This is a genomic window from Pseudomonas sp. NFACC24-1, assembly GCF_900115235.1.
Lineage (GTDB): Bacteria > Pseudomonadota > Gammaproteobacteria > Pseudomonadales > Pseudomonadaceae > Aquipseudomonas > Aquipseudomonas fluorescens_AA.
Genome location: NZ_FOVS01000015.1, coordinates 26,928 through 51,929 on the forward strand (window position 1 = coordinate 26,928; position 25,002 = coordinate 51,929).

The window sequence follows — 25,002 nt, forward strand, 5'->3', positions numbered from 1 at the left end:
CCGCACTTCGGTGCGGTGACGGCTGCCCGCGCTTCAACCTTTGATCGGTTTTGGAGTTCACGCATATGGCTGCTTTATCGCAATCGAGTCAAACCGGGCAAGACCCGGCGCATCATCCTGTTCCCACCGAAGCGCGCATGGGTCGACTGTCCTTGACCATGGCCTGGTGGGCGGTGTGCAGTGCGATGTTTTACATCGTGGTGGGCGCTTCATTGGCGTTGTCGTTCGGTGCGCGAAATGCGCTGATCGGCATGGTCCTGTCGGTGATCAGTTATGGACTGGTCAACAGCGTGCTAAGCCGCTTTGCGGTTCGCAGCGGTTTGTCGGTGGCCTTGTTTTCACGGCTGTTGTTCGGCAGCACCGGGGCGTGCCTGGCGACGTTGATTTTCTTCTCGACCGCGATCTATTACGCGGTGTTCGAAGGTTCGGTGATCGCCGTCGCGCTCAATCACCTGTACCCGGAACTGGTCTATCCGCTGGCGGCGTTGGCGGTGGTGCTCTACAGCGTGCCAATGATCCTGGGTAGCGTGCAGCACTGGCTGGACAAGCTCAACGGCGTATTGCTGCCGGTGTACCTCGGTGGTTTGCTGGTGGCGGTGGGCCTATCGATCAGCCGTTATGGCTACCAGCCGCAATGGCTGGAGTTCGGCCCGGCAACGCCTGATGCATTCGGCTGGTGGGATTGTTTTGTCGCCTACATGGGCGTCTGGGTGTTGATGCTGTTCACCTTCGACTATGCGCGTTTCGGCAAACCTGAAGACGCCGAGTACCACGGTCGCTGGAACTTCGGCATGCCGTTCTACGCGGTGACGTTTCTGCTCAACGGCGCGGCGGGCATTTACCTGGTCAGCAGCATCCCCCACGAAGGCGCACTGAACGAAGTCTCGGTGGTGATGGCGATTTTGCAGTTGATGGGCCTGTGGGGATTGCTGTTTGTCTGGGCCACGCAAACCCGGATCAACACCGCCAACTATTACTTGGCGACCCTGAACATGCAGGCGTTCTTCGGTCGATTTGGCCTTCGCGGTTCCTACCTGATGTGGGCAGTGGCGGTGGGGGTGATCGTCTACGGTTTGATGCTCGCGGACGTGTTTGCCTACATCCTCAAGGCGTTGGCCTATCAGGGGATTTTCGTGGTGGCCTGGGTGGGTGTGGCGTTGGCGCAGATTGTCTACGGACGCAGTGACGTGGCAGCGCTCGAGCGGGTGGCCGCGTTTAACCCGGTGGGCTTGACGGCCTGGTTTGGCGCCACCGCATTGGGTCTTGCGTTGATGTTTTCCGGCGCCGGCCCGAGCAGCTTTTCCGCGCCATCTACCGTGATAGTTGCATTTGCCTTGCAAGCAGGCTTGTCCCATCGAAGCCGGTTGCGGATACGGTTGGCAGAGTAGAGTTTTGCGGTCACTCATCTCAGTGCTTGGAAATACGTCTTGGAATACATTTCAAAATGGATCAGCGTGAAGGGCTATGGAGCTTGATGGCGCTGAAACCCCCGTATTTACTGGATTTCAGGCACAAAAAAAGACGTCCTTGGACGTCTTTAGATGATGAGGCCGGGGTAATCTGAATTGATCGGGTATCTAGCTGATTTCACAAGATAAATTCAGTTGGATTGTTTTTGTTGGAATACTTTATGGAATACCTTTGCTCAAGGGGACATCTGTGTAACCAATGATGACTCGAATGGCATTCCTTGTGAAAAACTAGTTTTGTGTCTCCGTAGCCTGAATAGACCTGCGCAACGGCAATTGGGTAACAGAGGGTAAATGGCACAGTCGTCGACGTTCGACTTCGTCCGCTCACGGCCAGAAGCTGCCGGTGGGCAACGGCAGAACTCGGTTAGAGTCAACGCGGTGTAGGCAGCAAAACGAGTCGAACGTAGACAGCGAGCTGGCCAAATAGTAGCTTTCGAGCATAGCCTCGCCATATATGGAATCAAGCTGAGGTTTTTGATCGCTTTCCAATGAGCGGGTATTTTTCGCGTCTCACTTGGGGACTATTGATTGGGTGATGATGCCAAACGACTCGTAGCCACTTATCGGACCGCGCAACAGCAATACCCTAATAATATTGGTAGTGTGAAATATATATGAATTATGGCTAACCATTAGCAATATGAATGCGCGCTTCAAATGCCGCGAACCCTTGGGAACACGAGAAGGAAGTCATGAAAATAAATGCTAAAGATCCAGACATTTCAAGCATATATCAAAGGATCAAGCGAGGAAGCATAGACCTCCGTCCAGATTTTCAGCGCGACATGGTATGGAACAAGGCCAAGAAGCAAGGCCTTATTGATACCATACTTAGAGATTGGAAGTTCCCTCCAGTGTTTTTTGTGGTTACGGGAAATGATCAATTCATGGAGGTGCTCGATGGACAGCAAAGATTAAGCGCTATTGTTGAGTTTCTTGAAAGTGAATTTGCTATTGATGGCAATATTGAGCCTTACGACGAAGAAATCCGAAAGCTAAACGGGTTACGATTCGACCAACTTCCAGATCGCGTACGATTTCAGATTGAGCAGTATTCAATTCGAATACATGAGTTGTATGATTATCAGGAAGGAGAACCTTACGAGTTGTTTTTTAGGCTCAATCAAGGTGTAACATTAACACCTGCGGAAAAACGAAACACGTTCTTTGGGCCCGTTCGCGAACAGATTAAAAACTTCGTCTCCTATATGAGCAGCTTGAATATTGATGGGTCGCGAATAGGTTTCAATAATAATAGATTAGCCTATGATGATGTCATTGCTCGTTTTGTTTACGCAATTCATACCAGAATAATTAGCAAGAAAATCACTGATGTAAATCTTGTTGAGTTCTACAGGGCGGGGGCGCCTGTTTCAAGAGACACTGAGATGCAGGTGATGAGCGCTATCGACGCACTTGCTGCGGCATGTAGCGCTAACTTTCGCACCGGCAGTAAGCTTAAGCTAAATAAGTCTACTTTGCTAACATGGCTTATATATTTCGCGAATGACCGTTCCGATCAGAATATTTCACACCTGCCTAGCTTTGAGCGCATGAGAGAGTCTATCAAGAGCGATAGCGAGGATAATAGTAAACTTGTCTTCCTGTTAGGTATCTACCAAGAGCGCGCCGCATCAAGTGTAAACGACGCCATACCTGTTCAATTGAGACTACTAGTCATTTATCTGATTGGCTGGATGGAAGGCCAAGTCTACGATAGTCGCGTCGGAATAAGCGCGCTGGCGATACTAGATAAAATTTATCAATCGGACAGTTTGACCGAGGAAATGGTCATTTCATTTATGGAAGCTGAGAGCTGGGGCTTACAATGAAAAAGGCCGCTATTGCTGACTACTGGAACAGACTAAAAGATGTCCCTGTTGCTGCTAAAGGTATTATATCTTTGAAGCAATTTATTCCGGGCAGTGCCGACCGCGAATTCGCAACTGGAGGGATTTTTGCCGTCGTGGGCGCAAACGGTGCTGGAAAAAGTAGCTTTTTTTCTTATCTTACAGATCTAAGCTACAATAGAATTGAGTTCTATAGGCATGAAGTGTTGCTACATAACGGGGAGATCATTAACTTTCCTGGTGGCGCACTGCCAGCGATCGTCACGGAACCACTTTCCGACCTCCGTACAGCCAATGCTACCCTTGTAAATTTCAAAAGTACTTTTGGTCAAGGGGGTATAGCTGAGTTGCCAGATAAAGAACTCAGCTTGGTAAATTACGTGTTAGGTAGCAGTTACGACTCTATTTGTATTGAAGAAGTTGTGACAGGAGACGACGAAAGCTGCCCTCGTTTTGTCTTTATAAAAAATGGACATGAGCATGATAACTTCACAGCTTCAATGGGTGAGCAACTTGTATTGTTTATTTACTGGATATTATCAAAAAAATACAATCGTCCAGGGGTGTTTTTTTTAGAAGAGCCCGAAACAGGCCTTACTCCAGCAGCACAAGATCGCATAGTAGACTTATTGGCTTATCTCTCTTCGGATAGGAAAAAGCAACTTTTCCTAGCGACTCACTCACCTTTCATAGTTTCTAAGCTCGGAGCTGAGCGCGTAATAGTTATGAAGCGGCCTGAGGTTGCTCATTGGGGGGCAGCATTAAACGATAATTACCTTAACGAGCTAGGGGTGGCCCCAGTTAGAAAAGGCGTTTTTTTCCTTGAAGATAATAAAGCCAAAGTATTTTTTGAAAAGCTTCTGGATATGTACGGAAGTAATATCAGAAAAACTCATGAGATAATATTTTTAAATGGCGAATCACACGTATACGAAGTGGTTATTAGATATGCTAAGCAAAGTGAAAATTTCGCGATAAAAGGTATTATTGATGCGGATCAAAAAGGAGTGGTAAAATATACTGAAAATGTATTTGATTTTCTTCCTGGGAGCCTCGCCCCTGAAGAAGAGTTAATGTCTGCCGTTCAATCCGATATGAATGGATTCGCCAGAAAACTAGGTGTTCGACCAGACAAGGTCGCTGATGCTATTCGACTCTGTCAAGGATATGAGTTGCACGATAAATTCGAAGAAATTTCGAAAAAAATTTATGGGGTAGTAAAAACGATAGTATATGAAACCGCGTTCCTCCTCTGGTTTGAGCAGTATCAAGCCAAACAAGAAATTCACGATTTCATGAGGACTATTGACCCTGAACTTACCGCCGATGATATAGAGGTGGTGCGTAGCCAGTATCCATAGCTAAGGGCGACGACAGGGAGCCGTTCGTAGCTGAATGTACTTATTACCCAAACTCCTCAATGATAGTGGGCTTAAAGACGTGGGTTTTTGGCTGTTATTCGCGTGGTTCAGTAGGTGAGTCAGTCGATAATCTGTTTGACTGACTGCTGCTGGTTGGTACGGTCGCCTACTCGGAGAGCCCTCCCCTGCTCGTCATCGATTGCAGTGAGGCGTTTTCAGTTGGTCTTGACGACAGAAGTCGGCCGTTAGCGAACGAAAAGTTGAGTCCACAGCCGATAGCTGACACTACGAAGAAACGGCATGTGTCCGCATGGCGTGTTAAGCACAGATCACACGGCTTAACGGATCCTTCCGGGTAGGCGGTGCAGGTGGGAGGGGGACGATCCGCGATCTCGGAAACTGCGGCAAGCTGTCTAATACACCGTTGCTGAATCACCATGTGCTGATTGAATAGCCACAGGCCCTAAGCTCAGCAACTAATTTAAACTTCCATGCGCCGTGCTGGTCATGAATGACGTAGGCCATCCCGCTAATGTCATTCGGCGTCTCAATGTCGCCTTTCACCAAAGCGCAGACATTTTCTCTACCAAGCTTGGCCATGAGATAGCCATGCTCAAAGACAACATTCTGTCGCGCGCGGTCCTTTGGACGAGCGTTTCCTTCGTGATATCCACGGCCTTGATCGCAGGGCGTATAGAGGACAATTGCAAAATCGGCATCGTTGGTATATCGCTCTATTTTTTCGATGATCGTCATGCCTGCGTTAGCTTGCTCGTGCAGTATGATCGCTTCAAGACCGAGGCTTTCGATAAACCGACTAACCTCAACTCTCGCGAGATCATCTCTTCCGTGAACGATGAATACTTTCCGCTTGTTTCTGGCAACAACCGGCGCCGGATTGACAAGTGGAGCTGCAGTTGAAGGGCTACTACTGTTCGGTTGTATGAACTGGGGAGCGGGAGTCGGACGCGAGAGCGGAGGGAATTCCAACGAATCTAAGAGCGGGGTGAATTGCTCTGAAAGGTACGTTCTTCGCTCAGCGTACGTTTGGTGTTTCCCCTTTATCCAAGTCCAAAAAGTATCAAGGGAGCCATGTTGCCTCACGAATGCTGGGAGTAATGCGCTCATTGCAGGGTCACTCAGCAGCTCACGTCGAAGATAGAAATACTCATTCGGATCCGCAGCATTACCCGTAGCTCGGGCCACCAAGAGATTTTGTAGGTAGCTTACCTTGTCAAATGTGTTAACCAGGAATTCTATGGACACGGAGGAGTCCCTATATCTTACAGAGTGTCATGAGGTAACGCGGATTGAGGCTGAGATTGTTCAGCCCATAACCTTGTTCCAGTCGATTGCATAGCCCGCCTGTTTTAACTCACGTGCCAGCGCGGTTTTCCACTCGCCGGACATCTCTGTCCAAACTACCCCGGCAAAGTCGGTAGGTATTTCCACTTTTCCAGATCTCAGCGCGCAGACTTTGTCACGACCCAGCGCACCAATAAAGTAACCAAGCTCCAGTAGCACATTCTGCCTCACGCGAGGCTCCACCTGGCCCCCCGCTTTGCAGCCCACATCGTCGGGCGTTAGCAACACCACGGCCATTCCCACATCAGAATTGTGCTCGATTTTCTCAATGATCGTGCGCCCACTATTGGCCTGCTCGTGGAGGATTATCACCTGAAGGCCGAGCTTCTCTAGGAAGCGTGCGACGGTTTCACGGACAGCTTCATCGTGCCCATGGACGAGAAAAACTCGAGAGACGCCCGCTGATGAACTAGCTTTCACTGCTGGCGCAAGAAGGCTAGATCCAAGGTCTTCAAGGTCCGCTTTCAAGGCAAGTATCGCTTGGCCTAGCAGCGCTTTCGCCGCTTCTATATTTGTTTTCGTGAGTGCCTTGTAGTTGGGCTCTGGCATCCCAGATACCCAAACCATCTGATGGTAATGCAGATCTTGCGCCGCTTTATAACGATTGGCTGCGGTAGTGTTTACCCCGAAATAGCGTTCCAACGTATCTTCAATACTGCGCTCTAGAGCTTGAAGTTCGGGTGATGTCCCACTCTCCAATGTGTTGAGATCAAACGCATTAAGATCCGCGATTCTTTGCTCAAGCCGGTCAATTCCTTTCTGCAGCTGATCTGCCGTCAAGTGAACCTTTGGTTGAACAACCGGGGATGAGGCTGACTTCCGAGCCATAGCTACTCCTTGGTATGTGGCTATGTCCCATCATGCCACTTCACGGGGTGGAGCAAAACTGCAAAAGACTCAACAGCCTCGATACCGTTTTCGGCAGCGCGAATCTCAGCGTCTCCGGCGCCGGCATCTTGAAGTTGTAGTCCGGTTATTCAGTACCAGGCTATGTCCCATTCCGGAGATGGAGCGTGTCCGCTTCTGGCCGACTTCGGCCGGCCGAGAGCTGCTATTGCGAGAAATCATAAGGGCCGCTGGCGGCGACTCTAGCCTTTGTCCATCCGCGGCCCCCAGCGGCGGGGGCCAGGCCGACTTCCTTCCTTTAGCCTGGTCAATCCCTGGTTGATGCTGCCCGCCTTTTCACCACATGTACCCATATACCGCTGAAGAAGTCGCAAAAAAACCACCTATCGAATGACAGGTGGTTTTGATGGTTCCAGTAATCGCTGAGGAAAACTATAAGAAGACTTTCATCGCCCCGATCAAGATGCCAATTGTGACTGCGAGCATGGAAGCCATACGAATGGACAACTTGAGATCAGATTTAGCGATCTCTACAGTAAGCCGATGATTAGTATTAGCAATTTCAGCGGTCGCCTTGCCGATTTCAGCAGTTAACCGTTGGTCAAGACTTGTGAGATCACTTTTCGTAGCGAGTAATGTGAGCATGTCAGATTCCAATGCTTGGATAACGGCTTCAGCTTTGAGCTCAGGCACGTCGATTGCGCGCAGTGCCTGATACATCGCCAGTTCCATTTTCATTAAGGCCTCCTGAAACAAAAAAAGGCCTTCCCCACGACGGGAAAGGCCCGTCGTGGGTGGGAAAGTCATGCTTCCATCGACATCAAGTCGACTGTCCGCGCTGCCGGAAGCTATGCGGTCATATGATGGATCCTGCGGAGAACCGCAGCGCCGTCTTGAAGATCCTGGCGGCTGGTGCTGAGCGAATCAGCGAGATGCATAGCAAAAATGCCGCTGAGGGCGTTTGCTGTCAATCAGGAAACCGGTTAACGAGTGTTTCCTAATGTTGTGTGAGGCTTCTCGCTGCCTGGCGTCACCACCTTCAGATTCGGGTTGTTGAGGGACGAGTCGCTTATCAAGCCATAGTGCTTTTTCAAGAGATAGCCGTGTAAAAAACGTGTTCTGCGTGCACTGCTGAGCTCGCATGTCCAGATGCAACGACCGTTCGCTTGTATGCGGTGCAGTTTCATTTTTCCAAAGCGCTTTTGAACCCATTCCCAGTCAGGCTGCCCCTGTTTTTTCGAGATGGAGGCGGGATGAGGGAATGCTTTCGCGTAGCGTTGGAATATTCCAGGAGTGACTAAGAAGAGAGTGTCTTCGACGGAGTGCACCAGCGCTTGGTCTTCATTCATGATGATCTCGTGAGTGCGTACGCCTTCGATCAGCCACTCCATGAAGTGTTCGCCGCTTGGCTTCGCATGCTTGTCTGGCTCGGACGGTTCTTCTACTGAGAGGGCTGATTCGGTGATAGGTCCGGAGTCGGAATCTTCAGGCCACTTGGGAGGCTCGCCGATTCGATTCGTTAATGAGTCGAAATAGTCGGTTGATGGTGTATCTGGCAGTGACGGATCTGATTGTGTGGCGATGATTGCTGGCTTATCGCTCTCAGCTGCCGTGGTGGTCTGTGCAGGGGCTTTAGCTACTAAAGCTTGTTCGGCTTGAATAATGATCGCGCCGAGTGCGCCGGTATGTTCGCTATGGCCAGACCAACGGGCCATGAGCGAGGCCCAAAGTTCAGGGAAAGCGGAAAGCCAGTCCAGGATTTCGCTGCTTAATAGCTGGTGGATCATCAGGCTGGATGCGGGGCCGCGCAGTCGATAATCGAGGTCTTTTCGGTATCGTACTCGGTAAGGTCGAGTCAGCGGTCCGTGCCATGGGTGCCAGGCGCAGCCATCCAAATATTCGACCTGGAGATCAATCGCAATCTTGCCAAGGTTTTCACTCAGGATGGCGTATGCCAGTGCGGCATTCCACGCTTCGGTTTGGATGATCTGAACTTCTGGTGGAGCTCCTGGGGGCAGTAATCGTGATCGGCGAATTTTTAGAGCGTATGTAACTACTTCCAGGCCATGGTCCAGCATCCCACCGGAGTAAGCGTGGTGCTGATTTTCAGATGCTGGAAAAAGTTGAACCAGTTCGGCGTATCGTCTAATTGGGGCGAGATAAAGTTCATCGAATTGAGGGCGGGACATGGCGGTGCACTGCCAGATCTGCCTCAGCAATTTTTGTCTGCGGGGAGTGGCCAAGAGTGATTCCGCAGATTGGGGAGTGGTCAGGCCGGCGGGTGATGTTGGGCTAGCTGCAGCCGTGGGGTCGAGTGCACGCCGAAGCTTGCGATGGAACAGCGAGAACATAATTGCTCCTGTCGAGAGGGAAGGGAGGTATTCGCTTGGCGACGACATGAAGCAGCGCTCATGAATATGGATGAGTGCTTGGCTTCGAAGCGCCGATACAGACCTGTCAGCGGGCAAAGCATGAGGCGGGCGAGCCGGATAAGTTGGCATTCCCTAGGGGCAGCGGGCGGCTTCTTGCGACGCCCTCAGTTATCCAAGCTTGCAGGGTTGTTCAGGTGACCGAAGCCGGGAATGCTCGCCGAGCAGGCATTCGATGCCTCGTGTCCATAGGACACGCAACCGGCAAGCGTAGAAAGATTAAATGCGTCACTACGCATATCCGTATTGGCTGGAAATACGCTTGGTCAAGTCGAGGCGCCAACGAGGCGCGAAGCGGGCGCGCACTCTTACGGCTCATTGACGTCGAAAGCCTTGAGCTATCGTCCGAGGTAGGTCGCAGTAATTTGTGTTCTCTCATGCCCGAGTTCACGGCTGATAATTTGTCGAGCAATACGGTCTTGAGAACGCTGCACTGGGGTCAATTCCCTGGAAAAGATTCCCCCTGCCGCCGGAGCCTTCCACCCTGTCAAAGCTAAGTAACGGATTTGTGCATAATGATGACGTAGCCCATGCATGTGGCTCAGGCCTGCTGCCTTGCACTGACCATCGTAGGTGTTTCTCTGCTGGATATACGTTTTCTGAGCCGGGATTAGTGATCCGGCTCCCGCTAGCTGATGTGCCGCATTCAGCACCTCGCGCTGTAGCGAAGTAGTGATCGGCACAGAACGATCACGCCCACCCTTCGTCCATGAGCCCTTGAGGAGAATGTGATCTCCTTGATCCGCATACTTGGGCTGAAACTTGATCGCTTCCTCACGGCGTAGTCCAAACGCCGACTGAAGCTGGAGGCTCATGTGCACATGGGCATCGGTGATCTTGCCAAGGTCTGTTCCCAGTTCCTGGGCTTTGCTGACGTTAGTGACGAAGCGCCGGTCGGCCACACCCAGCTGCGTGTTGTCCGCGGGGAGAATGCCAGCCTTGCCGATTTTTTCAGCCCACCATCGAAGGTGCGCCAGCCGATTTTTGATGGTGCCAGGTGACAGGCCTTCCCCTTGCCAGCGATCCAGCAGTGCCAGTACGTGTTTGCCCTTGAGCGAGGGGGCTTTCATCTGCCGGAAACCAGACTCGCGCAGTTGGCGGGCGATCAGCCCCAGTGAGCGGATACGGTCGGCCTGAGTGTTGTGACTGCCATCGCGATTGCGTCGGCAAAGCTGCCGCAGGGTGTAGGTTAAATCGTCCATATACGATCCAAGCTCACAGGCTTCGAATTGTGTTGTTGTTCTGTCCTGAAAATCATTGGTAAGTGTTGGTGCCAACTCGCTAGGCGAGATCCCCGAAGGGCAGGGGCATGGTGTTCAGGAAACACCGATGTCTCGACTGAGACTTCCGTCTTGCTTCCTGCTGGAAGATCGGACGGAGATGTAGCGGGATGAGCTGGTTTTTAGTGTTGTTGAGTACTCCAAGGAAATGGATGGGATTGTTAAGTGGGAGCAGTCGGCATTGCTCAAAGACCCGCTGCCTGGTCGGTGCAGTAGTGGCACATGACGGAATAAATTCCGATAGACAAAGGCGGCTCCGCCCACGGGTATGGGTCGGTATGCTTTTGGAACCTTGCATACCTGGCTAACTCCATCCTGCTGGATCAGCGCTTGCAGGAGTCTTGCGCTGTTGGGATGACGACGTTCGAACCTGTCGTCTTAGGTTTTGCTTGGCCAATGTAAGGGGGCATCATCATGTATGCCACATTCTTTAGGGTTCAGGATTCGCCCGTGATGTTGGCGCGTCGGATGGGCCGTCACTGCGACTTGCAGTGACGGCCCAGTTCATGACTTGCGCGCTTCCGGGCAGAGATGTGTTCTGCGGCAGGTGCATATTTATCCATTGCCTTTGGCACTGACGCGGCCCTCGGCCTTGTCGGCTCCCTGCGCAGGTGCGGCATGGCCCCCATGCCACGCCTGCGCAGGGAGCTTGTGTAAAAAGCGGAGCAGGGAACTACATCGTCCATGCACGCCATGTGAGTGGCACAGTATGTCGCTCGTTACCGAGCCGTATCGACTATGTCGGGTCCAGTTGGTCCTGCGCGCGGTTCAGCGCCAACTCGCACAGCATGATGACCTGCGCAATACCCGGCAGGGTGTGCGATTGATGCCCTCCAACTGATCTACCAAGTCCAATGCATGATATTAGCCAATGCCAGCGGCTCGCAGGCATGGGCGAGCAGGTCGGCGACATTGGTATCTGGGGCGACCGAGAGCTTTCTGTCGGAGGTCCGAAGTGGCTGATAATTAGCACCGCAATGGGGCGGTTACGTTCCATTGCAACGAGCAGCAGTTGATCTGTATCTGACGTTTGCCAAAAGGCAAAAAACGGTAAGCGTCCAGCCAACACGCATTCCGAATTCGCACATTCGACCGGTGGCACCCACATAGGCACCTAACGGGCGATATGGCCGGGCAACGTTTCTGTTATCGATCAGGCTGCCATTGTGAGTGTCTGGGAAGATCTTCCCCATCCAGCCACGCTACATCCTGTTTCGTCCAGATGTGATACTTGGGCCTAGAGTTGGGCTCATCGTCCAATGTCGCTACGCGCACGATCATTGCAGCTGATCCGTGACGCTCAGCTGCAAGGTGAGATCCACAGTGAGAGCAGAAGTGTCGGAGTTTCCCTGGAGATGACTCGAAAGCTTTCAATGCGTCCAAGCCTTGAGTCCATTTGAAATGCTCTCTAAGCACCCCTGCTGTGGTGACATAAGCAGCGGCATGGGTTTTCCGGCAGGTACTACAATGGCAATGGCTAATTGGCAATCAATGCTGGCCATCTCATAACCTACAGCCCCACAAGCGCAGCTTCCTTTCATTTCATCCTCCGGTTTCGACACAGTGCGAAGATTATGGTCGCCATCGTAAACCGACTGTTCGAAAAGCCGTTGAGAGGCTAAGTACGACTCAAATGCTGATCATGCAAATTCCTGCCTATATCCTATAGTTCCTCTGGTCTCGTCCGTTCGATTGGCTTCCCTTGGCCAAGACGAAGTGTGCGGAGCGAACAACAGGAGGGTCATGGAATGAAACTGCTTCGAACGCCCGCAGATATTGGTGCTACGGATTTTTCTCAGGCACAGAACAACAGCTTAGAGCAGCTCGCCAATGGCTGGAGCACGGCCCGCGATGGGAATCTCAATGGCTATACAAGTTCATAAGGCGAACGGGTTTTGGGAGCTTGTGAAATCAGTCCCAACTATTTCGATCCGCGCAAAGTTAAGGCTGACGCTACGGCACCTATACCGTGGAATGGCTTTCCGCGTGCACTCGATCGCTGGCACAAGGTGTTGAGCAATCCTACGCCCGATAAGCAAGCGGAGGCTGAGGCGACTGCTGACGTAGTCATCGAGAATTTCTTCTGGTGGGAGAACGGCAAGGACGGAAAGCCAGCGCTGCGAACCGTCAAGGCACACCTCGCCCATCTCCTGGATCCGACGCGAAAGCGTCTCGCGCGCCGAGCGCGGCTCGGTTCGGGATCGGGTACGGAAGTGCCGATCTGCTATCGCCAACAGGACGAATATGTCGAGTGGCATGCAGACAGGGACGATACGGGTAAATTAATCCGCCTCTCATTTACTGCTGAGCCACCCGAGTATTGGACGTACATCGCCGAGAAAGAGCCCGAACTCGTGCTAAAACGTTACCAAGAGCTGGTTGGGCCCCAGGTGGAACGAGATGACTTGTTTTTCCCTGAACCCTTGATGGTCTACGGGGAAGACAAGAAGGGCGTCGGCTCGTGGCTTCAACTCTACAAGAAAGGCCGCTACAACGGCTTTAACAAGTGGAACTCGACCGATGGGGTGGTTCACCTCACCCACTGGGCGAATACGCTCGGCGCTGAGATCAATCTGGCCGCAGTTGCGTCACGGGTGTGTCAGGCCGATATAGATGGGCCGGATCCCGCCTATGACGATGATCCGGCGCTGACTAGAATCGCCTGCGCCGGCTATGGCGCAATCAATCGAAGCAGCGACCCAAGCATAGGCGAGCAGGTCGGTATCCAAATTTCCGCAGGCAATCGAGTATCACTCACGGATCCGATCGGGCTTTACATAGGGCGGGTCGATCTTTCGACACTTGAACGAGAAACCCCCGCTGGGAGAGTAAGTGTTGCGGAAAAAGAGGTGTTGACTCTTACCCGTGGCACCAACCAAGAGAACCAACCGCGCAAGCTCCATATAAAGCTCGAAGCCCCTGTCGGTGCCAACTGGGCCCTGGGCGACTGCTTCCTCGATAATCGTCCACTTAAGCGTGGCGGGCAGGTAGCACGTAAAATCACCATGGTGCTCTATGCCGATGTGAAGAACGGCGGCGCGGATCAGACTGTCACTGGCTGCCGCGAAGGCCTTATCTGTCGCAATCCGGATAGTCCGGGTTTCTTTGGCACGTTCGAGGGTGGTGATGGACGCGGTTGCTCCGATCTCACCAAAGATGACTGGTCGGACGAGATTCCGAATGTCGGGACTTCGATATTCTTGAAAGCGAAGCTCACGACCTTCGGTGTCAAGGTGGACAAGCTCAATGGCATTCTCGAGGAACTGCTTCCTGCTCAGACGGAAACCGCCCCTGTCGGAGATGATCTTCTGATCGCGCCGGATATTCCTTCGAATCGGGCCAAGATGCCATGAGTGTCGAAGAGCCGCTTCTTGAAGTCGACGACATTCAGGGCCACCTTCTGACAGGGTTCGGACGGGCATACGAAATGCTTCTCGGCATTCGTTTCAAACCCGAAGACGTGGTGAATGCGAAAGCTGCACTAAGGATAGTAGCCGCCGATGTCACGCCAGGAAGAGCGTCTGCTGCTGATAAAGCGCGTCGTCGCATGGTTGCGCTTGCTGGCGGCGTGCCGACGGCTGAAGCTCAGCTCAGCGTCGCGATGGCCTTCTCCAAGGCAGGCATTGCCAAGCTGGGAGAGGATCCGTCGAGGATAGTTGACCCAATCTTCCAAATGGGGGCCGCGCGCAGTGCCGCCGCAATCGGTGATGAAATTGATGCTAATGGAATGCCCGCAAGCTGGCAGTTTGGTAGTACGCCTGAAACTGAACCCGATGTTCTCCTGATCATTGCATCAGCAGACCAAGCGGAAGTGATTTCCACCACCGGCCATTACGTGGCGATGCTTGGAGAGAGTTGCACGATCGTGCTGCGAGAATGTGGACGCAGAATCGAACGCGATGCGGAGCACTTCGGTTTTGTCGACGGTGTTTCCCAGCCGGGTATTCGTGGTCGCGTGGATCCCGACACCTATCTAACGCCGCGTGCCTACCCGGCCGGCCATCCACAGGCGCGTATGTGGGCGCGGCCGGGGCAATTGTTGACTTGGCCCGGTCAGTTCATATTCGGTTATCCGGGGCTCGATCCGGACGCGCAGCAACAGCCCGGTGCCATTGTGGGTGAAGGTGAGTCGCTGCTCATGAATGGATCGTTGCTAGTGATTCGGCGCTTGAGCCAAGACGTGGGATTGTTCTGGCGTGCGATGGCGAACCTCGCCAATCAGCTGACCGCAAGCACCGGAACGGAGTGGACAAGTGAGCGGGCGGCGTCGCGCTGTGTAGGTCGATGGCGTGACGGCACACCTGTCTCCCTTTCGCCAGACAAGGAGGTTGATGAGATATCAGGAAAATTCTACAGGTTGAATGGATTCAGGTTCTTGACTCCAATTGCGGCAGTCACGCTGAACGACAAAAACGGAGATTATGAATTTCCGGGAGCTGGCGCGGATCCGACAGGGAAAAATTTGCCCGTTTTTTGGACACATCCGCAAGGTCAATCCGCGCGACCAGAGCCATGACTTCGGCGGCGTCGGAAGCACGCTCCGCAGCCAAATGCTGCGGCGGGGCATTCCATTCGGGCCGGATTGGCACGGCGTAGAAGACGGTGCCGATCGCGGGTTAATGTTCATGAGTTACCAGACATCTATTCAGCATGGATTCTTTCGGCTTATGAACGAGTGGGTAGGCGATCCGACGCGGCCTATTGCCGGAGGAATCGATCCGATCATCGGTCGCGCACCACCGGGTGGTCGGCAACTGCAGATGACAGTGGACGGCAAGCAAGTTTCGGTGACTCTAGCAGGCGACTTTGTGCTCGCGACCGGTGCGGGGTATTTCTTTACACCCGGCATTCGTTGCATAAGTAGATTACTCACTTGATGCCGAGCGAGCGGTGTCCACCAGCCTTTGGTGAAGAGGATTAGAACGACATTCCTTCCATTGCCTGAACAATAAGCGCCTCCACTTGGCGCAATCCAGACGTGGTTGAAAACATCTCAACGGGGCTCCTACCCGAGAGGCGAGACTTTGGTTTGGACAACCAGCGTATGGTCTTTTCAGTGTCCCCAAAAAAGTACTCGGCCAACGCAATCGTGTGTGCGATCCGAAAGAGGTAATCGCTTTCTCCAGCGGTCAAACGCTCGCCGATGGCTAGCTTGGACTTGAGTGCCTTAGCAGGGATAATTCTGTCCTGAGTTTCAAGGCTTAAAAGTCCCATATCGCGCAATGCCGAAATAGTGCTTGCCATCAGGCCGGAATCGATCATTTCGTGAATTTGCTGAACGGTGGCTTCCTCGGGTATACCGCAAGCGCGCGGCGTCTCGCATTGCACGATTAAACCGGATGCCATCTATGCGGCAGCAACTGATCGATTTCACTCGCCGGCTGCGTCGGCAGGCGCGTGAGAACATCCTTCAAATACACATATGGATCATGACCATTCAGTCGCGCAGACTGGATCAGACTCATGATCGCCGCTGCCCGTTTACCGCTGCGTAGCGACCCAGCGAAAAGCCAGTTTTTACGTCCAAGAGCCCAAGGGCGGATCTGGTTCTCACACCAGTTGTTATCTATGGGTAAGGCCCCGTCATCAAGGTAGCGCGACAGCGCTGCCCAGCGTTTCAGGCTGTAATCAAGTGCTCTGCTGATGGCCGAGCCTTCGTGCACGAGGTCACGCTGGGCGATCATCCAGGCATGCAGCATATTCATCACTGGGACTGCTTTTTCTTGCCGTATTCGGCGCCGTAAATCCGGCTCCAGGTCTCGGACTTCTCTTTCGATTTCGTACAACAACTGGATATAGCGCAGGGCTTGCTCGGCGAGCGTGCTTTTATTCGTAGCGTGCAGTTCGAAGAACTTGCGCCGTGCATGGGCCATGCAGCCGATCTCGGTCACGCCGAGTTCAAAGCTGGCCTTATAGCCGCCAAAGTCGTCGCAGACCAGCTTGCCCCTCCAGTCTTGCAGGAAGTTACGAGCATGCTCTCCGGCGCGGCTGGGGCTGAAGTCGTAAACCACCGCTGCCACGTCCGAGAACTGGCTGGTGGCATAGGCCCACACATAGGAACGGTGAGTCTTCTTCGTTCCCGGCATAAGCATTTGCACGGGTGTTTCATCGGCATGAATAACCTGCTGCCCGAGTACCACGTCGCGCAGCGCATCGACCAGCGGCTGTAACTGAACCCCAGTCACGCCAACCCATTGAGCCAGGGTTGAGCGTGGAATCGCCAGGCCCGCTCGATCGAAGATCGACTCTTGACGGTAAAGCGGCAGGTGGTCGGCAAACTTGGCGATCATCACGTGGGCCAGCAACCCGGCGGTTGGGATGCCCTTATCAATAATCTGTGCCGGAACCGGCGCCTGAATCAGCGTTTCGCAGTCATCGCAAACCCATTTGCCACGGACATGGCGTTCGACGGTGGACACGCCGGGCGTGTAGTCCAGCTTCTCGCTAACGTCCTCACCGATGCGCTTGAGGGCGCAGCCGCATGGGCAGTGTGTATTGTCCGGTTCGTGATGGATCAGTGTGCGTGGAAACTCGGCCGGTAATGCAGTGCGCTTGGGTTTCTGCTTTTTCTCGGTCGCCACTGGCACTGTCTGCAAGGCCAGAAGCTCTGCTTCAATCGCTGCGATATCGGTATCGATCAGGTCATCGAGCAAACTGGCCTGCTCCGGATTCATCTGCTCGCTGCGCTTGGCAAACTTCAAACGCTTGAGCTGGGCGATCTCGTGGGTCAGCTTCTCGATCACTGTCTGATCGCGGTTGATCTTCTTGCCCATCGTCGCAACGGTTTTACTCATCGTATCTACCGTCTTGCCCAGCGTGTCGACCTGGTGGTCGAGCGTTTCGACACGCTGCATCAACTGCGCCGCCAAGGCGCGCAGTTGTTCAGGGGGCAGGTGATCGAGATTGGGTAGTGATGTCATGGGGCCGATTTTGCCAGAGCAGACAATTCGCGACGATAGATCGATAGGCTAATGGTAGCCGTTAAAGCAGTGTGATCGAGCCTCCAGAACCTGCGCGTTGCCATGGCAGCCCCAGCACCAAGGCTAGAAGTTGCTCGGCATCCAGTTCCATCTCAGAACCATGGCGAATGCCAGGCCAGTGGAACTTGCCTTGGTTTAACCGGCGCGCCGCCAGCCATATTCCGAAGCCGTCATGCACCAGCACTTTCATGCGATTGGCGCGGCGGTTGGCGAACAGATAAGCGCAGTGCGGCTGCGCCGCACCGAACACCGCGATTACCTTGGCTAGCGCCGTTTCGGTGCCTGCGCGCATGTCCATCGGCTCGGTGGCGAGCCAGATGGAGTCGATGCGAATCATCGCAAAAGGTCTCGAAGAAAAGTCGCACAGGCGGCAGCACTTTCAGTTGGCCAGTTCACTTTGATGGTGCCGCGCGGGTGCTGTATTTCAACGCAGATATTCGATGATGCTGGATGGGAGTTTGCCCTGGCCAGCGGCATGGCTAACGGAATAAATGCAGGTGAGAGCGACGGGCTTTTTTGCGCTTGCAGCCGAATCCATTTGTGGACGAGGTTTGCGTTGATGCTATGGCCGAGCGCGACGCTGGCAATCGAAGCGCCGGGCTGTGCACACTCTTGAATGACCTGGGCCTTGAAGGACTTGGAATAGGAACGGCGTTTTGGCTGCATGAAATACCCGCTTAAAAGGCTAGAACTGGTGCCCACTTAATTTAAGTGCACACCATGTCTTGGCTTTGCGGGGCTGGGTAGATGACTTGGCCGGACGGTTACAAAAAACGGCCAAAGCAGCCTCTTAAACGTGTCTACGAAACCCGCGGCGATTCAAATGGTAGGCTCACGTTGGGGATAAGATCTGAAGCGGTTCTAAAGATTCGGCTTCGAGGTATAGGGGCTTAGGGATAATCTTTTGCATGACTACTTCAATAAGAGATATGGAGTTGGCTTGCGCCGCTACTGCTGGCCAGTATGTTGGCTGGCCAGGTAGGCTCGTTGGCTTAGGTAGGTTCCCCCAATTCTGCACATCGGGAGCGTCAAAGCTGGCGGCGAGCGCCCGCTGAAGCCAATAGCCTTCAAAGTAAGTGGCGTTGCTCTGAGTACCTGCAGCCCAAGTGAGCACTACTGCTTTTACGTCAACTTGTTCGCGCGCCGCCCACTGGAACAAGGCAAAAGAACCGCGTCCCTCCCGTTGCCGATGAAGGTGATCGCGAAACCGCTTGCGCAGATCGGCAGCCTGCCCCACATAACATGCTTTGCGTTCGCCATCATCGCTATGGGCGGTCAGAGCGTAAATCCAGAACCCTGTTGTTACCTTGCTAGGTCTGGGTCCCTTCGCTCTGTGTTCTTTTGGTGGGAGATCATTGAAATTGAAACGGACCCGCAGCCGCTTTCCGTTTTCACACTTGAAACCCGCGTAGTCGATGCCGTTCCTCGTGCCGATCAAACCATGGCAGGCTGCAACTTCCATCAATTGCTCGCGGCTCTTGATTTCTCCTGAGTCGATTGCTGCCTGCATTGAATTTTTCAACGTCAGTATGTTTTCGATTGCTTCCCGATTCATTCCAGCTCCTTGACCTACTCCAACTACGTAAGAGATCGCACTGACTTGAGCAGTCGTTGCATTGGATTTGACCGTCAGGCTTCGTTGTCCTGACCTGTCGAGATCGACCAAAAACAGATCATCAAGGCGATGACACCGAAGCGCACTGTGGTAGTTCGGCTTAGTCAATCAGTCCCTCGGTAGCCAATCTTTATGGTGTCGCCGTCCGATCTGCGCTTTGAAGGGACGAATCGCGCTCTCGGTATCTCCGATGATATGCACCATGGCTTGGGCAGCCACTTTGGAATTGAGCTCCAAGACAGTAGCAGGATGCTAGCCACACCGTGGAGTCAGGCCATCAGCCCACCTCTTGATAGTTCCTCCTTGATCTTATGAGCTCAGACTCATCAGGCTAGCAGCGGTATGGGGCCAACACCCTGATGGAGTTTTGCCGCATGGTTTTGGCTCGATATAGTTCGTCCGCTATGATTCGATACCTACGTGCCGGGTGGCATGACTACTACAGGGAACAAAAAAGTGGATGAGAGAGGGAAACTAGCGCTGAGTGCTCTGGGGCTCATGATGCTGTTTGGATCGATTTCATGCGCCAGCTCCACAGTCACCCTGATCTTGCACACCTGGGGTATGGCCGTTGAGTTCGGCGTGAGAGAAGTACTCGGCTACATAGTGGCCACTGGCATTGTGGGCATCCTGTCCCTAGTAGCAGTGCCGGTGCTCTTTTCGATTGGTGCTGTTATCGCTGTCGGGCCATGGACGGAGGAACGGAGTAACTAACGTGGCTGCGTGGGTGCACACATTAGTTGTGCGCCCACGCCTACTGACAATCAGAGCAGTGCTTGTGGTTAAGCCCATAGGGCCAAGCAGTGCGCCCCCAGACAGATGCCACGGGCCTAGAATCGGGCGAATCTATCTGGAATAAACATCTGCAATGGTCCTATGACTGAGCCGTCCCGGAGCATACTCAGCCCACTGTAGACATCCCTGAGCGGTTCGATTTCTGGCAGGTCACCCAGCGGGCGGTTGTTGCGGGCCGCATCTACTAGACGCTTGAAGACTGACAGGTCTAACCCCACGAATGTTCCCGAGTGCACCCCTAGCCGGAACGGATCCGAACTGCGCCGGGAAATATGTCCATCTTTGAAGTCGATCAAAGGCTGCGCCGTATCGCGTGCGTAGTAGCCCCCTACGAACTCGTGCTCAAAGTCTCCGAATGCAAACCTCCAGATAGTCACTGGGATACCGAGCAGGTCATCCAAACGGATTGATCTCCGGATGGCATGAGCCAAAAGCGGCTGATCGAGCTTCACAAGTACATCCGCATAATGACTGGCTGCAACATGTCTGGAGAGAAGAGCTGCGGTGTCCATCGAGATCGGCTCTTGACCTTCCGTACTGGGGTCTTCCGCATACAGCTTGGTCTGAATAGCAGACTGATACTCGGTAGCAAATCTAGTGGCCACGATATGACCCTTTACCCTGACCGGTTTTTTCCGAGCGTCCAAAACCCTGACTCGAGTGAATTGCTGTCGCCAACTCGAGAACTCCTTGCTCTTGAAGCTCACCGACGTATAGCGACCTTTTGCCTCCGCGAGCACTACAGTACCCGCCCCGTCACTGCACAGGTAATCAGGCATATCTCCTGGTGCGGCACGCTCCACGGTATAGCCATGTAGATCCGAGCGGCTTGCTCCAACCATGCTATCCATGTGCGCGAAGTATTTGAGCCCTAGATGCTCATACAGAAACCAACGACAGAATGCTTGCCCCAACTCACTAGACCTGTTCCGCTTCGCGTTGGTCGAGGCACCCAGACCATTTGCCTGAAATCGAAACTCTACGCCCGGCATCAAAAAGCTCGTGTGTTCAAACAGAGCAGGATTAGGATCCGGTGGAGCGGTCTCGTAGGAGTCCTGATAGTAGTGATGGTAGAGGCTAGCGACGTCTAACTCGATGACCTGCTTTGCCTCTTCAGCGTTAGCTCCTTGGAGCGAAAGCGGAATGGGCTCGTATTGGCTTAGTGCCAAATGCAACGTTTTTTTCATGAAGTTCTCTCGAATCAGCTTTCGTGCTCTACCGCGCGAAGATGAGCGCTAAGCGCAGGCGGCCCACCCGGTAGTCGCACTGTCAAAAAACACAACGTCTATGTCGCCGAGGTGATCTCTGAGAGTACGGCACGCGGCCTCGCAGAACTGTTGGTTGCCCCGATAGACCGAACACGCAACCCGATCCACATCCGATTTCGAAAGCCGTTGAAGTAAATGCGCTTCCTGCTCGCCCATTCCCCAACCGAAGATGGTGAGAGTCCCCTCCAATGAGGGAATAACCTCCCGGTACACAGTGGATAGGTAGTAGCTGTTCTGGATCGCCGACAGCTTCTGTGCCGAAGTACCTTCGCTCACAAACAGGGGAATAAACTCGCCGGTGCTCCAAGCATGCAAAATTGCCCCTAGAAGCCCTTTGCCCTGGTCATGAATCTTGCCTTCGTTGTCCAGCAAGTCTCGACACAGAGCCAAGTTACCGTGGGGGTAAAAGACCAGTGTATTTGTCTGCTCCCGGGTACGCCGCCTAAAGCGCTTCCAGTCGTCATCGAAGTTCCCATCCAGGAAGCAGTCCTTGAACTGATGCCGGTCCTGCACGTCTAGCCCGTAGGTCATCGTCCAGTACACAAGCAGGTCGTAATTCAGCGACAGGACCGTACTGAACTGCTTCAGGAAGCGGTACATACGGGGAACGCGAGCAGCTACATCGGCGTGTGCAGGGTGCACAGCGCGTACGGTTTCAATAAGCGCACGGCGAATGTCCTGGTACACCTGACGAGTGAGGCCATCAGGAATCCGGAGCGCAGAGTTGACCATGGTCGCATGCCAAACCAGCCGCAGCGCCAACTCAAAATCATTCGTCTCGAATGACCTGAAAAGCTCTTCTACCTCAGCTGTAAGCAGGCCCCGCCTACGTGCTTCTTGCAAAAGCGCCTCATACCCGAAGCTCCTATCGACCGCGATACTTGCTCCGTTACCGATCAGAGCGGTACCCCGCTCGAAGTAACCGGCAATCTCTTCCCAACCAAGAATTTGGTGTGGCATAGGCCCTTCCCTGGCTTCTAAACACTCAGCCCTGATCTCAAGGCCAATCTTCACGCATAGCTTTAACACATACCTGCACACGCATAAATGGCATCTGGCTAGCACATGATTGGATGGCGCGATTGCCCTCGGTCAGAAGGCCGACTCTGACGCAAAAAATGTGAAGAAATCTGCAAATAAACATGCAGAATCCGCGTCAAAAAGCTCCGAAAGATAGCGCTACTGCTGGCGTAATGGCTGAAAAGATATGTGCAAAAAATGTGCAGAACAAGCCCTGGCTTTTGGCCCTCGGCTCGCGTTGGGGACCCTGTGATTCACGGAAGAGACGGCCCGGAGAGCATTCACCTCGTCTGCGCTACCAGTCCCGCCATGCCGCAACAAATAATCCTTGGCGGCAGCGCGCTCCTGCTTTGACGACGCAAGCTCCTGATCGAACAGCTCGGTCTGAATCGCCACATGCAGCCAATAGGGAACCGTATGTCGATAGTCGATTAAGTAGAAGGCGCCTGCCGGAAAGAAGGGCTACCGCAGGAACTGACACCTTATCTTCTCGTGAGCCTGCCGGTGGTGAATGTCCGCTATCGGCCGATTCTGTTGAAAAAGTCGGTCATGGTTTCCACGGCAGAAAAGTACGCGCTTGAAATTGAAATCTTTACTTTTGAACCGAGGGTTCCGGGCTCAGATTTCGCGTAGCGGCGCGCAAAAAGGCGTTTACAGCGGCCAGTATGCTGGCATTCTGGAAGGACCGATTTTTTCAACAAAATCGGCCCAAAGCGGCCATTGGTGACGTCCACTGTTAAGAATAACAAAGCACCCTAGGTCGAAGCAGCATCCTGCTAAGAGGGGTACTGGCCTATAGAAAATATACGCGCGGTGGCTTCATGTTGTGGACGCTGTCGCGCACTCCCGCAGAGGCTGACCATCAGTCATCGTAAAACACGATCAAAGGGTAGTGACAGGCTCTACCGGGTGATATTAAATTGCCACTCGCTGATAGAATCCAAGGATGAATCATGGAGCAAGCCAATTTCCAGGTCGATGCGCGCTTGGCGACATTGCTGGGGCAGGGGTATTCGTCGACAGAGAAAGCTCTCAAAGAACTAGTGGACAACGCGTGGGATGCCGATGCAGAAGAAGTTGTCATCGTTCTACCGGAGCCCTTGAGCGATCACCCCATCGTTGTCAGCGACAATGGCAATGGCATGACTGTGATCGAGCTGAAATCTCAGTACATGAAGATTGCATCCGACTGCCGCCTCAGGCGAGGAGAGCGGACTCTCGGAAAGCAGAGGGTCATTAAAGGTCGAAAGGGCATCGGCAAATTTGCGGGCCTGATGGCTGCGTCGGTAATGACCTTGAGTACTCGGGCTCGTGGCCAGTCCGCGTCATTTACGCTGAGTGTCGACAATCTCCAGCAGGCTGCTGACATTGAGCACCTTCCAATCGAGATAGCTTTGTCCAACTGCTGTGAAGGAGAGCACGGTACCTCGATTCAGCTCACACATCTCCGGCAAGATCTGAGCTACCCGAATCCTATCCAACTCCGGCAAGAGCTGATCAAGGAATATGGCCGGCAGTCTGGATTCACAATCATTATCAATGGAAAGCCACTGGGCATCGACGATCTCGAGGGCACCTATAAGGAAGAATCCGAGACGTTGCCATCCGCGGGCGACGTAGCGCTACGGTTTTCCATCAGCAACAAAAAGACTGGCTTACGACAGCCCGGCATTACGCTGCTCGTCGATGGTAAGGCCATTGGTAAACCTGGCTTCTTTGGGCTGGATGGGTGTGATGACGTTCCACCTAAGCTGCTGCGCAAACTTTATGGTGAGATCAGTGCTGATGGGTTGAGGGACTACATCACAGCTGGCTGGGATTCTGTGATCGAGAACAGTGAGAGCTACCAGCGGGTCGCCGAATACGTCCAGCAGACGGTGAAGGAGGCGCTCCATCAATCTCATGCCCAGGAAATGCAGCTCGCGCATGCCAGGTTGAAGAAGGCGTTGAACCTGAGTATGTCGAAACTCCCTGAGCACAAGCGTCAGTTTGCTGAGGAGGCCATTAAGAAGGTCTTGGACAAGTACTATGATGAGCCTGAGCATAAGGTCGAGGCAATCGCATTCGTGGTGCTCCAGGCCATTGAGCGCTCGGACTATGCAGCAGTCATCGAACATCTCGCTGAAGCCAAGAAAGCAGATGTCGCTGCGGTTGCTGAGGCGCTGGAGCAGTTTGGCCTGGCGGATATGGCAATCTTGGTGGAACAGGCAAAAGCTCGGCTAGCGTTCCTGGATTGGTTGGAGAACCTGGTAAAAAACAAGGCCTGCCTTGAGGCTACGGTTCACCGCGCTATCGAGAAGGCTCTCTGGGTCATTGGGGCTGAATACACCGCATTCAGCTCCAACGAAGGGCTTAAGAAACAGGTCGAGGAGTATTTGGGTGTGAAGTATCAGGGGAAGTCTGGGGCTGATCGACCAGACCTCCTGCTCAACGAGAATTTGAATGGTGAGTACTTGCTCATAGAGTTCAAGAGGCCTTCTCATGGCCTGAACCATGAGGATTACCAGCAAGCTACAAGGTATCGGCATGAGTTCGCAAAGTACACGGCAAAGCCGATAACTGTATTGGTGCTCGGGGGCCGTCGGTCCACTGATTTCCCCCTGCAATATATCGAACCGAATGTGAAGACTCTTTTATTCTTAGATATCATCGCGACAGCGCGCCGTCAGGTTAAGTGGCAGTTAGAAAAGGTGTAGCGCTGAATGTTAGCTTGATGAGTAA

The 25,002-nt window shown here is 53.2% G+C and carries 21 protein-coding genes; 8 read left to right on the forward strand and 13 right to left on the reverse strand.

Annotated elements, in window-relative coordinates; translation table 11 throughout:
- The first annotated feature begins 65 nt into the window (after window positions 1-65).
- From BM317_RS15565 to BM317_RS15575, 3 genes are all read left to right on the forward strand, one after another.
- Entirely contained in the window at window positions 66-1,388 is a 1,323-nt protein-coding gene (locus BM317_RS15565; protein ID WP_092173241.1) for a purine-cytosine permease family protein, read from the forward strand.
- Window positions 1,389-2,164: 776 nt separating this feature from the next.
- A complete protein-coding gene (locus tag BM317_RS15570) occupies window positions 2,165-3,304 on the forward strand; it encodes a DUF262 domain-containing protein (RefSeq protein WP_170866261.1) in 1,140 nt (379 codons plus the stop codon).
- Complete coding sequence (locus BM317_RS15575) at window positions 3,301-4,683, forward strand: ATP-dependent nuclease (protein ID WP_092474938.1); 1,383 nt, start codon at window positions 3,301-3,303, stop codon at window positions 4,681-4,683. The genes BM317_RS15570 and BM317_RS15575 overlap by 4 nt, the downstream gene beginning before the upstream one ends.
- Window positions 4,684-5,115: 432 nt before the next feature.
- Here the strand turns inward: BM317_RS15575 and BM317_RS15580 are convergent, their stop codons facing one another.
- The 6 genes from BM317_RS15580 to BM317_RS15605 all read right to left on the reverse strand — a co-directional run bounded on the left by BM317_RS15580 (window position 5,116) and on the right by BM317_RS15605 (window position 12,019).
- The gene (locus BM317_RS15580) at window positions 5,116-5,949 is read right to left on the reverse strand and encodes a TIR domain-containing protein (protein ID WP_092474942.1); all 834 of its coding nucleotides are present in this window, start codon (window positions 5,947-5,949) and stop codon (window positions 5,116-5,118) included.
- Window positions 5,950-6,009: 60 nt separating this feature from the next.
- Entirely contained in the window at window positions 6,010-6,876 is an 867-nt protein-coding gene (locus BM317_RS31140; RefSeq protein ID WP_092474945.1) for a TIR domain-containing protein, read from the reverse strand.
- A 450-nt stretch (window positions 6,877-7,326) separates the two neighbouring features.
- Window positions 7,327-7,632, reverse strand: coding sequence for a hypothetical protein (locus BM317_RS15590; protein WP_092474948.1), 306 nt, complete (start codon window positions 7,630-7,632; stop codon window positions 7,327-7,329).
- A 245-nt stretch (window positions 7,633-7,877) separates the two neighbouring features.
- A complete protein-coding gene (gene mobH / locus BM317_RS15595) occupies window positions 7,878-9,245 on the reverse strand; it encodes a MobH family relaxase (RefSeq protein ID WP_092474951.1) in 1,368 nt (455 codons plus the stop codon).
- 416 nt (window positions 9,246-9,661) lie between these two features.
- Window positions 9,662-10,525, reverse strand: coding sequence for an integrase domain-containing protein (locus BM317_RS15600; protein ID WP_092474954.1), 864 nt, complete (start codon window positions 10,523-10,525; stop codon window positions 9,662-9,664).
- 1,224 nt (window positions 10,526-11,749) lie between these two features.
- Entirely contained in the window at window positions 11,750-12,019 is a 270-nt protein-coding gene (locus BM317_RS15605) for a GFA family protein (RefSeq protein WP_256574156.1), read from the reverse strand.
- Window positions 12,020-12,351: 332 nt separating this feature from the next.
- Between BM317_RS15605 and BM317_RS31145 the strand changes: the two genes are divergently transcribed.
- Genes BM317_RS31145 through BM317_RS31395 form a run of 4 tightly spaced genes read left to right on the forward strand, consistent with a single transcriptional unit; the run spans window position 12,352 to window position 15,480 of the window.
- Window positions 12,352-12,486, forward strand: coding sequence for a hypothetical protein (locus BM317_RS31145; RefSeq protein WP_256574153.1), 135 nt, complete (start codon window positions 12,352-12,354; stop codon window positions 12,484-12,486).
- A gap of 12 nt (window positions 12,487-12,498) precedes the next feature.
- Entirely contained in the window at window positions 12,499-13,956 is a 1,458-nt protein-coding gene (locus BM317_RS15610; protein ID WP_139236034.1) for a hypothetical protein, read from the forward strand.
- Window positions 13,953-15,119: a hypothetical protein gene (locus tag BM317_RS15615; RefSeq protein WP_092474960.1), complete on the forward strand. Its 1,167-nt coding sequence runs from the start codon at window positions 13,953-13,955 to the stop codon at window positions 15,117-15,119. The genes BM317_RS15610 and BM317_RS15615 overlap by 4 nt, the downstream gene beginning before the upstream one ends.
- A gap of 34 nt (window positions 15,120-15,153) precedes the next feature.
- The gene (locus BM317_RS31395; protein WP_368665052.1) at window positions 15,154-15,480 is read left to right on the forward strand and encodes a hypothetical protein; all 327 of its coding nucleotides are present in this window, start codon (window positions 15,154-15,156) and stop codon (window positions 15,478-15,480) included.
- Between the two features lie 40 nt (window positions 15,481-15,520).
- Here the strand turns inward: BM317_RS31395 and BM317_RS15620 are convergent, their stop codons facing one another.
- From BM317_RS15620 to BM317_RS15655, 7 genes are all read right to left on the reverse strand, one after another.
- Window positions 15,521-15,865 carry an antitoxin Xre/MbcA/ParS toxin-binding domain-containing protein gene (locus BM317_RS15620; protein WP_170866262.1) on the reverse strand — a complete coding sequence of 115 codons (345 nt, stop codon included), beginning with the start codon at window positions 15,863-15,865 and terminating at the stop codon, window positions 15,521-15,523.
- 68 nt (window positions 15,866-15,933) lie between these two features.
- Window positions 15,934-17,523 (reverse strand): IS66 family transposase, encoded by a 1,590-nt coding sequence (locus BM317_RS15625; protein ID WP_092474965.1) that lies wholly within the window; start codon window positions 17,521-17,523, stop codon window positions 15,934-15,936.
- Window positions 17,524-17,584: 61 nt separating this feature from the next.
- The gene (gene tnpB, locus BM317_RS31150; protein WP_139236035.1) at window positions 17,585-17,920 is read right to left on the reverse strand and encodes an IS66 family insertion sequence element accessory protein TnpB; all 336 of its coding nucleotides are present in this window, start codon (window positions 17,918-17,920) and stop codon (window positions 17,585-17,587) included.
- Complete coding sequence (locus BM317_RS15635; protein ID WP_092474969.1) at window positions 17,917-18,249, reverse strand: IS66-like element accessory protein TnpA; 333 nt, start codon at window positions 18,247-18,249, stop codon at window positions 17,917-17,919. Before BM317_RS15635 ends, tnpB begins: the two co-directional genes overlap by 4 nt.
- A gap of 166 nt (window positions 18,250-18,415) precedes the next feature.
- The gene (locus BM317_RS15640; RefSeq protein ID WP_256574154.1) at window positions 18,416-19,306 is read right to left on the reverse strand and encodes a GIY-YIG nuclease family protein; all 891 of its coding nucleotides are present in this window, start codon (window positions 19,304-19,306) and stop codon (window positions 18,416-18,418) included.
- Between the two features lie 722 nt (window positions 19,307-20,028).
- Window positions 20,029-21,180 (reverse strand): hypothetical protein, encoded by a 1,152-nt coding sequence (locus tag BM317_RS15650; RefSeq protein ID WP_092474977.1) that lies wholly within the window; start codon window positions 21,178-21,180, stop codon window positions 20,029-20,031.
- Window positions 21,181-21,228: 48 nt separating this feature from the next.
- Entirely contained in the window at window positions 21,229-22,221 is a 993-nt protein-coding gene (locus BM317_RS15655; RefSeq protein ID WP_092474980.1) for a DUF4917 family protein, read from the reverse strand.
- 1,013 nt (window positions 22,222-23,234) lie between these two features.
- Between BM317_RS15655 and BM317_RS15660 the strand changes: the two genes are divergently transcribed.
- Window positions 23,235-24,977, forward strand: coding sequence for an ATP-binding protein (locus BM317_RS15660; protein WP_092474983.1), 1,743 nt, complete (start codon window positions 23,235-23,237; stop codon window positions 24,975-24,977).
- Window positions 24,978-25,002 lie beyond the last annotated feature (25 nt).